Genomic DNA, 14,888 nt, shown 5'->3' with positions numbered 1-14,888 from the left:
GGGAGCGGGTTCACCCGCGAAAGTGACTGGGTGCCACTCCACTCCAACGCTGGAAGGCATGCCGGAAACTGGCGGTCTCGCTGAAGCCCAGGGACTCGGCAATCCGGTAGATCGGCATCTGCTCATCGGCCAGCAACTGCTTGGCCCGCTCGAACCTCAGTTCATCCAGCAGCTGTTGATAACTGCTGCCCAGCGCCTGCAAATGCCGGCGCAGGGTGCGCGATGAGCAGTTCATCTGCCGCGCCAGCCCTTCCAGCCCGGGCGCTGCATCCAGTTGCTGCGCCAGCAGTTGGCGAATCCGCCCCAGCCAGGCCTGGCGGCCGGTGAACTCCAGGTTAAGGCGCCGGCAGCGTTCGCTCATGGCCTTGTGGGTAATCGGGTCGGCCAGTGGCAGTGGCGTGTCCAGCCAGCGCCGTTCGAAGGCAAAGGCATTGTCCTCGGCGTCGAAACGGACCGGGCCCTGGAACGCCCCGGCATAGAGCGCGTGGTAGCCAGGCCGCGGGTGCTCGAAACGGGCGCCCAGCAGGGGCAACGGGCGACCGAGCAGGTCGTCGCAGATGACCTTCAGCGACACCAGGCAGAACTCGGCGTTGAAGGCGGTCAGCGCCGGGCTGTCGTGGTAATCGCTGGCGCTGAACCAGACGCGCTGGCCGTCGTCGAGCAAACGCAGCTTGAAGACTGTTCCCAGCAGTGCCGGATACTGCAGCGCCAGGCGCAAGGCGTCACCCAAAGTGGCACTGGAGAGCAGGGCGTAACCGAGCATGCCGTAGCACGACACATGCATGCGCCGGCCCAGTTCCAGGCCGATATCCTCGCGCCGGGCAACGGCGTTGGCACACACCTGCAGTTCCTGCTGGGTGGTGATGCGCGCATCGGCATGGCCCAGGTCTGCCGGGCCGATGCCGCTGCCGGCCAGCAGCGCCGACGCCTCGCAGCCGTCTGCCTGGAAGACGTTGAGGATCAGCGAAACCGCGTTGAGGGTGGTGAGGTGGCTGTGCAGCATGCTGGGTAATCCCGTTGGGCTGGGACGCATTATCGAGCAAGTTGTGTGCCGATAGGGCTGCAAGGCAGCCGCAAAATCCTGCAGGCAAAAAAAAGGCCCGAAGCATAGGCTCGGGCCTTGGAAAGGTTGAGAGGTGTCTAGTCCCTCGACCTGGTGAGACTGTTTACAGCGGCCTGGTTACGCCTTCAGCGGAACCAGACGGGGAGCGATCATGTTTTCCGGACGCAGGATGTCGTCGAGCATCGCGTCGTCCAGCAGCTTCTCTTCGCGCACCAGTTCCAGCACGCCGCGGCCGGTTTCCAGGGCAACGCGGGCGATACGGGTGGCGTTTTCGTAGCCGATGTACGGGTTCAGGGCGGTGACCAGGCCGATCGAGTGCTCGACCAGTTCACGGCAGCGCTGTTCGTTGGCGGTAATGCCGACGATGCAGTGCTCGCGCAGCATGTCCATGGCGCGTTGCAGCAGGCGGATCGAGTCGAAGATCTTGTAGGCGATCAGCGGCTCCATCACGTTCAACTGCAGCTGGCCACCTTCGGCGGCGACGGTCAGGGCCAGGTCGTTGCCCATGATGGCGAAGGCCACCTGGTTGACGGCTTCCGGGATAACCGGGTTGACCTTGCCTGGCATGATCGAGCTGCCTGGCTGACGCGCTGGCAGGTTGATCTCGTTGATGCCGGTGCGTGGGCCGCTGGACAGCAGGCGCAGGTCGTTGCAGATCTTCGACAGCTTGACGGCGGTACGCTTGAGCATGCCGGAGAACAGCACGAAGGCGCCCATGTCGGAGGTGGCTTCGATCAGGTCGGCAGCCGGTACCAGCGGCTGGCCGCTGATGGCAGCCAGGCGCTGCACGGCCAGGGCCTGGTAGCCAGGGTCGGCGTTGATGCCGGTGCCGATGGCGGTACCGCCCAGGTTGATTTCGGTCAGCAGTTCCGGGGCCAGCGAGCGCAGGCGCTGCAGGTCTTCGGTCATGGTGGTGGCGAAGGCGCGGAATTCCTGGCCCAGGGTCATCGGTACGGCGTCCTGCAGCTGGGTACGGCCCATCTTCAGTACGTGATCGAACTCTTTACCCTTGGCAGCGAAGGCCTGGATCAGGCTGTCGAGGCTGGCCAGCAGGGTGTCGTGGCCCAGCAGCAGGCCCAGGCGGATGGCCGTCGGGTAGGCGTCGTTGGTCGACTGCGCCATGTTCACGTCGTTGTTCGGGTGCAGGTACTGGTACTCACCCTTCTGGTGGCCCATGGCCTCCAGCGCGACGTTGGCGATGACTTCGTTGGCGTTCATGTTGGTAGAAGTACCAGCACCGCCCTGGATCATGTCCACCACGAACTGGTCGTGGTAATCGCCTTTGATCAGGCGGGCGCAGGCTGCGGTGATGGCAGCGTGCTTGGCATCGCTCAGGTGACCCAGCTCACGGTTGGCGTCGGCAGCAGCCTGCTTGACCATGGCCAGGGCCACGACCAGCTTCGGGTAGTGCGACAGCGGAACACCGGAGAGGTGGAAGTTGTTGGCAGCGCGCAGGGTCTGGATGCCGTAGTAGGCATCTGCAGGAACTTCAAGGGTGCCCAACAAGTCTTTTTCGACGCGGAACGATGCAGCGGAGGACATGATGTATATCATCTCGATTTTGACCCGGCACATGCCGGAATGGCGCCAATCCTAGGCCTGAAGGTGATTTTGCGGCCAATGCTGTTGCACGCTAACCTATGCACAAACGGCATAGTGTTTCATGTGACGCCAATTGACATTCGAGCGTGTTCCATTTTGGTGCACGCCAGGAGATGTGCTTCGTGAACCTTGAAAGCAAATGGCTGGAAGACTTCAGCGCGCTGGCCGCCACCCGCAGTTTTTCCCAGGCGGCAGAGCGGCGTTTCGTCACCCAACCGGCCTTCAGCCGACGTATTCGCAGCCTGGAAGCCGCCTTGGGCCTGCAGTTGGTGAACCGTTCCCGCACGCCGATCGAACTGACCGAGGCCGGCCAGCTGTTTCTCGTCACGGCGCGTACTGTTGTCGACCAGTTGAGCGAAATTCTCCGCCATTTGCATCATCTGGAAGGTGGCCAGGGCGAGGTGGTGCAGGTGGCCGCGGCACACTCCTTGGCATCGGGCTTTTTCCCACGTTGGGTGGCCCAGTTGCGCAACGACGGGTTGAACATCGCCACCCGCCTGGTTGCGACCAACGTCGGAGATGCCGTGCATGCATTGCGCGAAGGTGGCTGCGACCTGATGCTGGCCTTCTATGACCCGGATGCCGCCCTGCAGATGGATGCCGAAATCTTCCCGTCGCTGCACATGGGTACCACTGAAATGTTGCCGGTATGCGCCGTGGATGCCGACGGCAAGCCGTTGTTCGACCTGGAAGGCGAGGGTAGCGTGCCGCTGCTGGCCTATACCGCCGGCGCTTTCCTCGGTCGCTCGGTCAATTTGCTGCTGCGCCAGCGCAACCTGCGCTATACCACCGTCTATGAAACCGCCATGGCAGACAGTCTCAAGAGCATGGCGCTGGAAGGCATGGGCATTGCCTGGGTGCCGCGGCTGTCGATGCGCGGCGAACTGGAGCGGGGCGAACTGGCGATCTGTGGCGGTAGCCAGTGGCATGTGCCGCTGGAAATTCGCCTGTACCGCTGCGCACTGGTGCGCAAGGCCAATGTCAGGCTGTTGTGGCGCAAGCTCGAAGGGGCGGCAATGGTTGACCCGAAAGTCAGCCAAAGCCCCGAAAAATAAGGGGCGACAGTTGGTCGCCGGGGTGCCTTAAACGCACCACCTTACGGTATACTGCGCGGCCTTTCGACCGGATGCGTCCGGTCCTGATCAGCAAACAAGCCACGCCGGTCGTCCCGCGTGGCTTGTTGTTTTTTGACGCGCCCAAGGGCGCACAAGCGAAGAGGCTCGACGATGAGTGCACTGGTTGGCGTGATCATGGGCTCCAAGTCCGATTGGTCCACCCTTAGCCACACCGCCGATATGCTGGAAAAACTCGGCATTCCCTACGAAGTGAAGGTGGTTTCCGCCCACCGCACCCCGGATCTGCTGTTCCAGTATGCCGAGGAGGCTGAGGGCCGTGGCATCGAGGTGATCATCGCCGGCGCCGGTGGTGCAGCCCACCTGCCAGGCATGTGCGCCGCCAAGACCCACCTGCCGGTGCTGGGCGTGCCCGTGCAATCGTCGATGCTGTCGGGTGTCGATTCGCTGTTGTCGATCGTGCAGATGCCAGCCGGCGTACCGGTAGCCACCCTGGCCATCGGCCGTGCCGGTGCGGTCAACGCCGCGCTGCTGTCGGCCAGCATCCTTGGCGCCAAGTACCCGCAGTACCACGCGGCGCTCAAGCAGTTCCGCACGGAACAGACCGACACCGTGCTGGACAACCCAGACCCGCGCCAGGCTTGAGGCTCAACCCATGAAGATCGGTGTAATCGGTGGCGGCCAGCTGGGCCGCATGCTGGCTCTGGCGGGTACCCCGCTGGGCATGAACTTCGCCTTCCTTGACCCGGCGCCGGACGCCTGCGCCGCGCCGCTGGGCGAGCACCTGCGTGCCGACTACGGCGACCAGGATCACCTGCGCCAGTTGGCCGACGAAGTCGACCTGGTCACCTTCGAGTTCGAAAGCGTCCCGGCCGAGACCGTGGCCTTCCTCTCGCAGTTCGTGCCGGTGTACCCCAGCGCCGAAGCGCTGCGCATCGCCCGTGACCGCCTGTTCGAGAAGAGCATGTTCCGCGACCTGGGTATCCCCACCCCGGCCTTCGCCGACATCCTCTCGCAGGCCGACCTGGACGCCGCGGTGGCCAGCATCGGCCTGCCGGCCGTGCTGAAAACCCGCACCCTGGGTTACGACGGCAAGGGCCAGAAGGTACTGCGCACGCCTGAGGACGTGGTCGGTACCTTTGCCGAGCTGGGTAGCGTACCGTGCCTGCTGGAAGGCTTCGTGCCGTTCACCGGCGAAGTGTCGCTGGTGGCCGTGCGTGCCCGCGATGGCGAAACCCGCTTCTACCCGCTGGTGCACAACACCCACGAAAGCGGCATCCTGCGCCTGTCGGTCGCCAGCCAGGCGCACCCGCTGCAGGCCCTGGCCGAAGACTACGTGGGCCGCGTGCTCAAGCAACTGGACTATGTGGGCGTGATGGCCTTCGAGTTCTTCGAAGTCGATGGTGGCCTGAAGGCCAACGAAATCGCCCCGCGTGTGCACAACTCCGGGCACTGGACCATCGAGGGCGCCGAGTGCAGCCAGTTCGAGAACCACCTGCGGGCCGTCGCCGGCCTGCCGCTGGGCTCGACCGCCAAGGTCGGCGAGAGCGCGATGCTCAACTTCATCGGTGAAGTGCCGGCAGTGGACAAGGTGGTTGCCATCGGTGATTGCCACCTGCACCACTACGGCAAGGCCTTCAAGGTCGGTCGCAAGGTTGGCCACGCCACCCTGCGCTGCCACGACATGGCCACCCTCGAGCGCAAGATTGCCGAAGTGGAAGCCCTGATCGGCAACTGATCGAACTTCTACAGCGGCTTGCCCTCTGAAATGGCGACAAGCCAAAGCGCTGTCTAGGCTTTGGCTTGTTCCATCTTCACTGCAGAGGGATTGCCATGGGTATCATTGGAACCATCTTCATCGGCCTTATCGTCGGCCTGCTGGCCCGCTTCATCAAGCCGGGCGACGACAGCATGGGCTGGATCATGACCATCCTGCTGGGGATTGCCGGCTCCCTGCTGGCCACCTACGGCGGCCAGGCGCTGGGCATCTACCAGGCCGGGCAGGTTTCGGGTTTCCTTGGCGCGCTGGTCGGTGCCGTGATCCTTCTGGTGGTCTACGGATTCATCAAGAAACGCTGAATAGTGGTTAGAATGCCCGGCAATTCATTCGAGTTGCCGAGCATTTTCATGCGTGCCTTTTTCCTCGCTCCACTGCTGTTGGCCAGCGCCCTGGCCCATGCCGAACTGCCTGAAACCGACTGGCTGGAGCTGATGCCCGAGTCGGACCAGCAGGCGCTCGAGCAAATGCCCGAAATCGACCACAACTCGCCGGAAGCCATGGGCACCTTTACCGACAAGGGCGGCCTGAAGCAGGGCAAGGGCCTGCCGGCGGTGATGTACTCGACCAAGACCGTGGCGGCCATGAACGGCAAGGACATTCGCCTGGGTGGCTACCCGGTGCCGCTGGAGAGCGACGCCAAGGGCAACAGCACACTGTTCTTCCTGGTGCCATACCCGGGCGCGTGCATCCATGTGCCGCCACCACCGCCTAACCAGCTGGTGCTGGTGCGCTACCCGAAAGGCCTGAAGATCGATGACATCTACACACCGCTGTGGGTCAGCGGCAAGCTGAAGGTGGAGAAGGTCAGCAATGACCTGGCCGATGCGGCCTATGCGCTGGATGCGGGGAAGGTCAGGGTGGTGGAAGACGCAGACCTCTGATTGCCTGCGCCGGCCCTTTCGCGGGTAAACCCGCTCCCACAGGGTCTCCACAAACCCTGAATATTGTGGAGACCCTGTGGGAGCGGGTTTACCCGCGAAGGGGCCCGAACAGGCACTGCAAGACTCAGATCATTTCACAGCCAATCCTGACCCCCAGCGAACTGCTGGCCCCAGGCTTCAAGTCCACCAGGTCATCCCACACGTTCGCCGTCTCGATGCACAGCATCCGCTGCCACCCGTCATCGGCCATGTCCGGCAGATCCTTGGCCCGCTCGGTCCAAGGGTTCCAGATCACCGCCGAGCGCGACCCGCTGCTGGTCAAGGTAATTCGCCGGCTCCAATGTGGGTCGACAATGCTCAGCGTCTGCGGGGTTGCCAGGTAGATCCGGTCAGTCTCCCCGGCAAACCCCAGCGGCCCCTGCTGCTGGCGTTGTTCCCAGCCAGCCAGGGTCTCGATATAGCCCAGCCCTTCGACCCCTTCGACCCGCGCCTGGCGCACGTCACTGACCGCGAAGTAGCTGTGCAGGGCCTGGCTGATGGTAACGGGGGTATTGCCCATGTTGCGGCTGGTCAGGTTCAGCTGCAGGTCCTCGCCCAGCTCCACTACCAGCTTCAGCTCGACGTCATGAGGCCAGCCAGGCAGGTCACCCTGCGCTTCTGGCAGTTCGAATTCGATGCGCAGGCCATCACCTGCTTCCTCGATACCCAGCAATTGCCAGTCGCGCGCGCGCGCCAAGCCGTGGGCAGGTGCCTGCTCGCCGCGGTACATGGCCTGCACGGCCTGGGGGTTGCGCTGCAGGTTGCCGAACCACGGCCAGCACACCGGCACACCGGCGCGTACCGACTTGCCCTGACGGAAGATGGCCTGGTCGCTCAGCCACAGCAGCGGTGGCTGGCCAACGCGCTGGTAGCTGAGGATCTGCGCGCCCTGCTGGGCGATCAACAGTTCGGCGTGGTCGCTGCTGATACGCCAGCAGTTGAGTTCGCCATGTTGCTCGGTTACGACCTGGAAGGTAGCCATTGCATTTATCTCATTGATTGCCAGTGGGCCTTGGACCCGGGCACATGCAATGAGTTTACCGCCGGCGTGGCTCAGCGACGAGGTACGGAGCGGGTGCGGCCACTGCCGTCGATGGCGACGAAGACGAACACGGCTTCGGTGACCTTGCGCCATTCGCTGGACAGCGGGTCGTCGCTCCACACTTCGACCATCATCTGGATCGAGCTGCGGCCGATTTCCAGGGTCTGGGTATAGAACGACAGCTGCGCGCCGACGGCGACCGGTACCAGAAAGGCCATGCGGTCGATGGCTACGGTGGCCACGCGGCCGCCGGCGACACGGCTGGCCATGGCGGTGCCGGCCAGGTCCATCTGGGCGACCAGCCAGCCGCCGAAGATGTCGCCAAACCCGTTGGTCTCGCGCGGGAGTGCGGTGATCTGCAAGGCCAGGTCGCCTTGCGGGATTGGATCTTCTTGTTCGAGCTCAATCATGCGATGGGGCCTCTGACCCGTGACGCTTTTCGTTGGTGTGGCGCAAAGGCCGGGTAAACGATTCAGCTTGAAACATACTACGCCGATTTCGTTTCACTGGGCGGCCGTAGGGAAACTCTGCGAAACCGTCTGACAATAATGACCGGCGTTTTCGCACAACATCCCACGTTAGGAGCAACCTTTTCCTACGAATCGCCAGTATATAGAGCATAACGGCCAGCGACGACCGCGCATTCATGAATATGTGTAGGGATTTTGTATCGCTTTCGGCGCAGCTCAGCAATTTGCTATCTTCGCCTGTCTCCCAATCCAGAAGCCGCATGCCAAGCGGCCTGCATGCCCACAAAGAGAACAACGAGCGATGACTTCCGTGCCCAGCAGTATCGAGCAGCCTTCGCGGCCGCTGACCCGCAGTGACTACAAGACTCTCTCACTGTCCGCCCTGGGCGGCGCGCTGGAGTTCTACGATTTCATCATTTTCGTGTTCTTCGCCACGGTGGTCGGCAAGCTGTTCTTCCCGGCTGACATGCCCGAATGGCTGCGCCTGATGCAAACCTTCGGCATTTTCGCCGCCGGCTACCTGGCGCGGCCGCTGGGCGGCATCATCATGGCCCACTTCGGTGACCTGCTCGGGCGCAAGAAGATGTTCACCCTGAGTATCTTCATGATGGCCCTGCCAACGCTGATCATGGGCCTGCTGCCTACCTATGCACAGATCGGCATGTGGGCGCCGATCCTGTTGCTGCTGATGCGCGTGATCCAGGGCGCGGCGATCGGTGGCGAGGTACCGGGCGCCTGGGTGTTCGTGTCCGAGCACGTGCCAGAGCGCAACACCGGCTACGCCTGCGGCACCCTCACCGCAGGCCTGACCGCGGGTATCCTGCTGGGCTCGCTGGTGGCAACCCTGATCAACAGCGTCTACAGCGCGCAGGAAGTGGCTGATTACGCCTGGCGCATCCCGTTCCTGCTCGGCGGTGTATTCGGCCTGTTCTCGGTGTACCTGCGCCGCTGGCTGCACGAAACCCCGGTGTTCGCCGAGATGCAGCAGCGCAAGGCGCTGGCCGAGGAGCTGCCGTTGCGCGCGGTGCTGCGTGACCATCGCGGCGCGATCATCCTGTCCATGCTGCTGACCTGGATGCTGTCGGCCGCCATCGTGGTGCTCATCCTGATGACCCCGGCACTGCTGCAGAGCATCTACCACATCAGCCCCACCGACTCGCTCAAGGCCAACAGCCTGGCCATCGTGCTGCTCAGCTTCGGCTGCATCGGTGCTGGCAGCCTGGCCGACCGCTTTGGCGCGGGCCGGGTATTCGTGATCGGCAGCCTGCTGCTGCTGGCCAGTTCCTGGACCTTCTACCACAGCCTGCCGACCCGGCCCGAGCTGTTGTTCCCGCTGTATGCGGTGACCGGTTTGTGCGTGGGTGTGATTGGCGCGGTGCCTTATGTAATGGTCAAGGCCTTTCCGGCGGTGGTGCGCTTCAGCGGGCTGTCGTTCTCGTACAACGTGGCCTACGCGATCTTTGGCGGGCTGACACCGATGGTGGTGACTGCGCTGCTGAAAGTGAGCCCGATGGCGCCTGCCTACTATGTGGCGGGGCTGTGTGCCGTTGGTCTGGTCGTGGGCGTGTACCTGCTCGCCAACAAGCGCTGATCTGCGCCACGGCTGCTGCCCTCTTCGCGGGCACGCCCGCTCCCACAGGGTTCACACAGCCCCTGTGGGAGCGGGCGTGCCCGCGAAGAGGCCGGACCTGCTTTTCGGTGATGGCCTTTCATCCAATTGTCATATTCAAGTCATATCGTATTCATGCGGCCTGCAGATACTTGGGCCCGTTCCATCCAACACCCCAATATTCCTGCTAGGAGCAAGGCATGAAACTGAAGCGTTTGATGGCGGCCCTCACCTTTGCCGCCGCTGGCGTTGCAACCGCCAACGCGGTAGCCGCTGTCGATCCTGCGATCCCGACCTACACCAAGACCACCGGTGTTTCGGGCAACCTCTCCAGCGTCGGTTCGGACACCCTCGCCAACCTGATGACTCTGTGGGCCGAGGCCTACAAGAAGGAATATCCGAACGTAAACATCCAGATCCAGGCTGCCGGCTCCTCCACCGCGCCACCCGCGCTGACCGAAGGTACCGCCAACCTCGGCCCGATGAGCCGCAAGATGAAGGACGTCGAGTTGCAGGCCTTCGAGCAGAAGTACGGCTACAAGCCGACCGCCATCCCGGTCGCCGTAGACGCCCTGGCTGTGTTCGTACACAAGGACAACCCGATCAAAGGCCTGACCATGGCCCAGGTCGACGCCATCTTCTCTTCCACCCGCCTGTGCGGTGGCAAAGCCGACGTCAAGACCTGGGGTGACCTGGGCGTGACCGGCGACCTGGCCAACAAGCCAGTACAGCTGTTCGGCCGTAACTCGGTATCGGGCACCTACGGCTACTTCAAGGAAGAAGCCCTGTGCAAAGGCGACTTCAAGCCTAACGTCAACGAACAGCCTGGCTCGGCTTCGGTCGTGCAGTCGATCAGCTCCTCGCTGAACGGCATCGGCTACTCGGGCATCGGCTACAAGACCGCCAGCGTCAAGACCGTGGCCCTGGCCAAGAAGGAAGGCGGCGAGTTCGTTGAAGACAACGAAACCAACGCCCTGAACGGCACCTACCCGCTGTCGCGCTTCCTGTACGTCTACGTCAACAAGGCCCCGAACAAGCCTCTGGCCCCGCTGGAAGCCGAGTTCGTCAAGCTGGTGCTGTCGCAAGCTGGCCAGCAGGTCGTGGTGAAGGACGGCTACATCCCGCTGCCGGCCAAAGTCGTCGACAAGACCTTGGCTGACCTGGGCCTGTCCCACGCAGGTAACGTTGCAAAAAAGTAAGTAACTGAGGGGGAGGCCGGTGCTGATGCCCGGCCTCTTCCACGAATTTCCAGTCCGAAGCCAGGTTTCCTGTGCGGCGGGCTTTCGTGCGTCACCATTTTGTAATGTTTTTGTCACACGGGACCGCTAGGGTGTGCGCATGAATGATCTGGCCAACTCCAACATGACCCAAAACTCCCAGCCCGTGCGGATTGATTTCAATACGCCGGAGTTGCAACGCAAGCGCCGCATGCGCGCACTCAAGGACCGCCTGACCCGCTGGTATGTACTGGTGGGCGGGCTTGCCGTATTGGCGGCGATCACCCTGATCTTCTTCTATCTGGCCTATGTGGTGCTGCCGCTGTTCCAGGGTGCCGAACTGACCAGCAAGAAGGCCCTGGAGCCAACCTGGCTGCAACAGGATGCCGGCAAGCCGCTGATGATCGCGCTTGAAGAGCAGAACCTGGTGGGCATGCGCGTTTCGGACAAGGGCCAGGCACTGTTCTTCGATACCAAGAGCGGTAACGAGCTCAAGCGTTTCGACCTGCCAGTGCCGGCAGGCACCCAGGTCACTTCGATCAGTGCCGATCAGCCGGGTAGCCCGCTGGTGGTGCTGGGCTTGTCCAATGGCCAGGCGCTGGTGTTCCACCACTCCTACAAGATCACCTACCCGGACAACAAGAAAACCATCGCCCCCGGCATCGACTACCCGTACGGCGAGCAGCCGTTCGTGCTCGACGAGCAGGGCCGTGCGCTGGAGCATGTCAGTGTCAACGTCAACGGCGACACCCTGCTGCTGGCCGGCTCCACCGGCGCGCACCTGCAGGTGGTCGAGCTGACCCGTACCGAAAACATGATGACCGAAGAGGTCACCACCGAGCAGAACCGCATTGAACTGCCGCAGATGACTGAAACGGTGAAGAACATCTTCATCGACCCGCGTCAGCAGTGGCTGTACGTGATCAACGGCCGCGCCACCGCGGACGTGTTCAACCTGCGCGACAAGAGCCTCAACGGCCGCTACAAGCTGTCTGACAGCGCCGACACCGAAATCACCGCCACCGCCCAGCTGGTCGGCGGCATCTCGCTGATCATCGGCGACTCCAAGGGCGGCCTGGCCCAGTGGTTCATGGCCCGTGACCCGGACGGCGAATCGCGCTTCAAGCTGATCCGCACCTTCCAGATGGGCAAGGCCGCGGTCGTGCAGATCGACGCCGAAGAGCGCCGCAAGGGCTTCGTCGCCCTCGACGCCGCAGGTGAGCTGGGCGTGTTCCACAGCACCGCGCACCGCACCCTGCTGGTCGAGCCGGTCGCCGAAGGCCCGGGCATCCTGGCCCTGTCGCCACGCGCCAACCGCATCATCATCGAAGAAGGCGGCAAGCTGCTGCCACTGAGCTTGCGTAACCCGCACCCGGAAATTTCCTTCAGCGCGCTGTGGGGCAAGGTGTGGTACGAGAACTACGACGAGCCGAAGTACGTCTGGCAATCGACCGCTTCGAACACCGACTTCGAGCCCAAACTGAGCCTGTCGCCGTTGACCTTCGGTACCCTGAAGGCCGCGTTCTACGCGATGATCCTGGCGGCCCCGCTGGCGATTGCCGCGGCCATCTACACCGCCTACTTCATGGCCCCAGGCATGCGCCGCAAGGTCAAGCCGGTGATCGAACTGATGGAAGCGATGCCGACGGTGATCCTCGGCTTCTTCGCCGGCCTGTTCCTCGCCCCGTACCTGGAAGGCCACCTGCCGGGCGTGTTCAGCCTGTTCCTGCTGATGCCGCTCGGTATCCTGCTGGCCGGCTTTGCCTGGACCCGCCTGCCCGAGTCGATCCGCCTGCGTATCCCGGATGGCTGGGAAGCGGCGATCCTGATCCCGGTCATCCTGTTCACCGGCTGGTTCGCCCTGACCATGAGCCCGCACCTCGAGAGCTGGCTTTTTGGCGGCGACATGCGCCTGTGGATCACCAACGACCTGGGGATAACCTACGACCAGCGCAACGCCCTGGTCGTGGGTATCGCCATGGGCTTCGCGGTCATCCCGAACATCTACTCCATCGCCGAAGACGCCGTGTTCAGCGTGCCGCGCAGCCTGACCCTGGGCTCCCTGGCCCTGGGTGCAACGCCCTGGCAGACCTTGACCCGCGTGGTCATCCTCACCGCCAGCCCGGGTATCTTCTCGGCGCTGATGATCGGCATGGGCCGTGCGGTGGGCGAGACCATGATCGTGCTGATGGCCACCGGCAACACCCCGGTGATGGAGCTGAACCTGTTCGAGGGCATGCGCACCCTGGCCGCCAACGTGGCCGTGGAAATGCCGGAATCGGAAGTCGGTGGCAGCCACTATCGCGTGCTGTTCCTGGCCGCGCTGGTGCTGCTGATGTTCACCTTCATCATGAACACCTTGGCCGAGCTGATTCGCCAGCGTCTGCGCAAGAAATACTCGTCGCTTTGATAGAAAGGTAGCGATCCGTGAAAAAGGATTCCCTCAAAGGCTGGTTCAAGAGCGGCGCCCCAGGCGTCTGGATGAGCGGCGGCGCGGTGGCCATGGCCGTGATCATGACCGTTGGCCTGCTGGCGGTGATTGCCGTGCGCGGCCTGGGCCACTTCTGGCCGGCCGATCTTGTCCAGGCCACCTACAAGGTGCCGGGCCAGGCCGATCACATCGTCATTGGCGAAGTGGTGCAAAAGGAAGAAGTACCCCGTGCCCGCCTGAAGGGCGCCGGCCTGCCAGTGCCTGACCAGGGCCCGGAGTTCATGACCCGCGAGCTGATCAAGGTGGGCAACCGCGACCTCAACGGCAGCGACTTCACCTGGGTGGTCGGCGACTGGCTGGTGGACGAAAAGCACCCGACCGACCTGATCGCCCTGGAGCGCCGCGAGTGGGGCAACTTCTACGGCTACCTGGTCAGCGTCAAGGAAGAGGGCCGCGTGGTCGCAGAAGGCGCTGCCGCCTGGAACGAGCTGCAGGCCCGTCTCAAGCGCGCCAACCAGCTCAACAGCGAACTGCAAAGGCTCGAGAAGAAAGACATCGGTGCCATCAACCATGGCCTCGAGCGCCTGCGTCTGCAGGCGCGCAAGCTGGAGCTGGAGGGCAAGCTGGACGCCGCCGCCCAGGCCGACATGGACGCCGAGCGTGCCGAGCTGAACAGCCGCTACAAGGCCATCGAAGACCGCCTGACCAGCCTGCACCAGGCCTTCGCCCGCGACAGCCTGGTGGCCCGCGATGGCGACGGCCGTGAAGTGGAAATCAACCTCAGCAAGGTGGTGCACGCCATCCAGCCGAACGCCATGTCGGGCTTCACCAAACTGGGCAGCTACTTCACCAAGGTCTGGGAGTTCCTCAGCGACGATCCGCGTGAAGCCAACACCGAGGGCGGTATCTTCCCGGCCATCTTCGGTACCGTGATGATGACCCTGATCATGGCCGTGATCGTCACCCCGTTCGGTGTGCTGGCTGCCGTGTACCTGCGTGAATATGCCAGACAGGGCCCGGTGACCCGCCTGATCCGCATCGCTGTGAACAACCTGGCCGGTGTACCGGCGATCGTCTACGGCGTGTTCGGCCTGGGCTTCTTCGTCTACGTGCTGGGTGGTTCGATTGACCGCCTGTTCTTCCCTGAAGCACTGCCGGCGCCAACCCTGGGTACCCCGGGCCTGCTGTGGGCATCGCTGACCCTGGCGCTGCTGGCCGTGCCGGTGGTGATCGTGGCCACCGAAGAAGGCCTGGCGCGCATCCCGCGCACCGTGCGCGAAGGCTCGCTGGCCCTGGGGGCGACCAAGGCCGAGACCCTGTGGAAGATCGTCCTGCCGATGGCCAGCCCGGCGATGATGACCGGCATGATCCTCGCCGTGGCCCGCGCCGCCGGTGAAGTGGCGCCGTTGATGCTGGTAGGTGTGGTGAAGCTGGCGCCATCGCTGCCGGTGGACGGTAACTACCCGTACCTGCACCTGGACCAGAAGATCATGCATCTGGGCTTCCATATCTATGACGTCGGTTTCCAGAGCCCTAACGTCGAAGCAGCGCGGCCGCTGGTATACGCCACGGCGTTGCTGCTGGTGCTGGTGATCGCGGCCCTCAACCTCTCGGCCGTGTGGATCCGTAACCACCTGCGCGAGAAGTACAAGGCCCTCGACAGCTGATCCTGATTGCAAGC

At 63.4% G+C, this 14,888-nt stretch carries 13 protein-coding genes; 9 read left to right on the top strand and 4 right to left on the bottom strand.

Translation table 11 applies throughout. The features are described 5' to 3' along the window. Positions 1-10: 10 nt before the first annotated feature. Together J5M71_RS08065 and aspA are read right to left on the bottom strand one after the other, a co-directional pair. Positions 11-1,003 (bottom strand): AraC family transcriptional regulator, encoded by a 993-nt coding sequence (locus J5M71_RS08065; protein ID WP_207831356.1) that lies wholly within the window; start codon positions 1,001-1,003, stop codon positions 11-13. A gap of 177 nt (positions 1,004-1,180) precedes the next feature. Beyond that, on the bottom strand, positions 1,181-2,605 hold the full coding sequence (aspA, locus tag J5M71_RS08060) for an aspartate ammonia-lyase (protein WP_207831354.1): 1,425 nt from the start codon (positions 2,603-2,605) through the stop codon (positions 1,181-1,183). A gap of 182 nt (positions 2,606-2,787) precedes the next feature. On the opposite strand from aspA, the gene J5M71_RS08055 reads away from it, so the two are divergent. From J5M71_RS08055 to J5M71_RS08035, 5 genes are all read left to right on the top strand, one after another. Beyond that, the gene (locus J5M71_RS08055; RefSeq protein WP_161797629.1) at positions 2,788-3,720 is read left to right on the top strand and encodes a LysR substrate-binding domain-containing protein; all 933 of its coding nucleotides are present in this window, start codon (positions 2,788-2,790) and stop codon (positions 3,718-3,720) included. Between the two features lie 171 nt (positions 3,721-3,891). Next, on the top strand, positions 3,892-4,383 hold the full coding sequence (gene purE / locus J5M71_RS08050) for a 5-(carboxyamino)imidazole ribonucleotide mutase (RefSeq protein WP_003253304.1): 492 nt from the start codon (positions 3,892-3,894) through the stop codon (positions 4,381-4,383). A gap of 10 nt (positions 4,384-4,393) precedes the next feature. Next, entirely contained in the window at positions 4,394-5,476 is a 1,083-nt protein-coding gene (locus tag J5M71_RS08045) for a 5-(carboxyamino)imidazole ribonucleotide synthase (protein ID WP_025341133.1), read from the top strand. A 95-nt stretch (positions 5,477-5,571) separates the two neighbouring features. Further along, on the top strand, positions 5,572-5,817 hold the full coding sequence (locus J5M71_RS08040; RefSeq protein WP_207831352.1) for a GlsB/YeaQ/YmgE family stress response membrane protein: 246 nt from the start codon (positions 5,572-5,574) through the stop codon (positions 5,815-5,817). 12 nt (positions 5,818-5,829) lie between these two features. Beyond that, on the top strand, positions 5,830-6,399 hold the full coding sequence (locus J5M71_RS08035; protein ID WP_207831350.1) for a DUF3299 domain-containing protein: 570 nt from the start codon (positions 5,830-5,832) through the stop codon (positions 6,397-6,399). A gap of 124 nt (positions 6,400-6,523) precedes the next feature. On the opposite strand, the gene J5M71_RS08030 is transcribed toward J5M71_RS08035, so the two are convergent. Both J5M71_RS08030 and J5M71_RS08025 read right to left on the bottom strand, forming a co-directional pair. Beyond that, entirely contained in the window at positions 6,524-7,420 is an 897-nt protein-coding gene (locus J5M71_RS08030) for a D-hexose-6-phosphate mutarotase (protein WP_207831348.1), read from the bottom strand. 71 nt (positions 7,421-7,491) lie between these two features. Continuing rightward, positions 7,492-7,890, bottom strand: coding sequence for an acyl-CoA thioesterase (locus J5M71_RS08025; RefSeq protein WP_003253317.1), 399 nt, complete (start codon positions 7,888-7,890; stop codon positions 7,492-7,494). A gap of 361 nt (positions 7,891-8,251) precedes the next feature. Here J5M71_RS08025 and J5M71_RS08020 point away from each other — a divergent pair, with 361 nt between their 5' ends. The 4 genes from J5M71_RS08020 to pstA all read left to right on the top strand — a co-directional run bounded on the left by J5M71_RS08020 (position 8,252) and on the right by pstA (position 14,874). Next, positions 8,252-9,541, top strand: coding sequence for an MFS transporter (locus tag J5M71_RS08020; protein ID WP_207831346.1), 1,290 nt, complete (start codon positions 8,252-8,254; stop codon positions 9,539-9,541). A 218-nt stretch (positions 9,542-9,759) separates the two neighbouring features. Then, complete coding sequence (locus tag J5M71_RS08015) at positions 9,760-10,758, top strand: phosphate ABC transporter substrate-binding protein PstS (protein ID WP_056793940.1); 999 nt, start codon at positions 9,760-9,762, stop codon at positions 10,756-10,758. A gap of 139 nt (positions 10,759-10,897) precedes the next feature. Next, positions 10,898-13,186, top strand: coding sequence for an ABC transporter permease subunit (locus J5M71_RS08010; RefSeq protein WP_207831344.1), 2,289 nt, complete (start codon positions 10,898-10,900; stop codon positions 13,184-13,186). Positions 13,187-13,257: 71 nt separating this feature from the next. Then, complete coding sequence (gene pstA, locus J5M71_RS08005) at positions 13,258-14,874, top strand: phosphate ABC transporter permease PstA (RefSeq protein ID WP_207831562.1); 1,617 nt, start codon at positions 13,258-13,260, stop codon at positions 14,872-14,874. The last annotated feature ends 14 nt before the right edge of the window (positions 14,875-14,888 follow it).

The sequence above is a fragment of the Pseudomonas sp. 43(2021) genome, from assembly GCF_017490805.1.
In the GTDB taxonomy this organism is placed as follows: domain Bacteria; phylum Pseudomonadota; class Gammaproteobacteria; order Pseudomonadales; family Pseudomonadaceae; genus Aquipseudomonas.
This window is presented reverse-complemented; position numbering and strand designations above follow the sequence as displayed.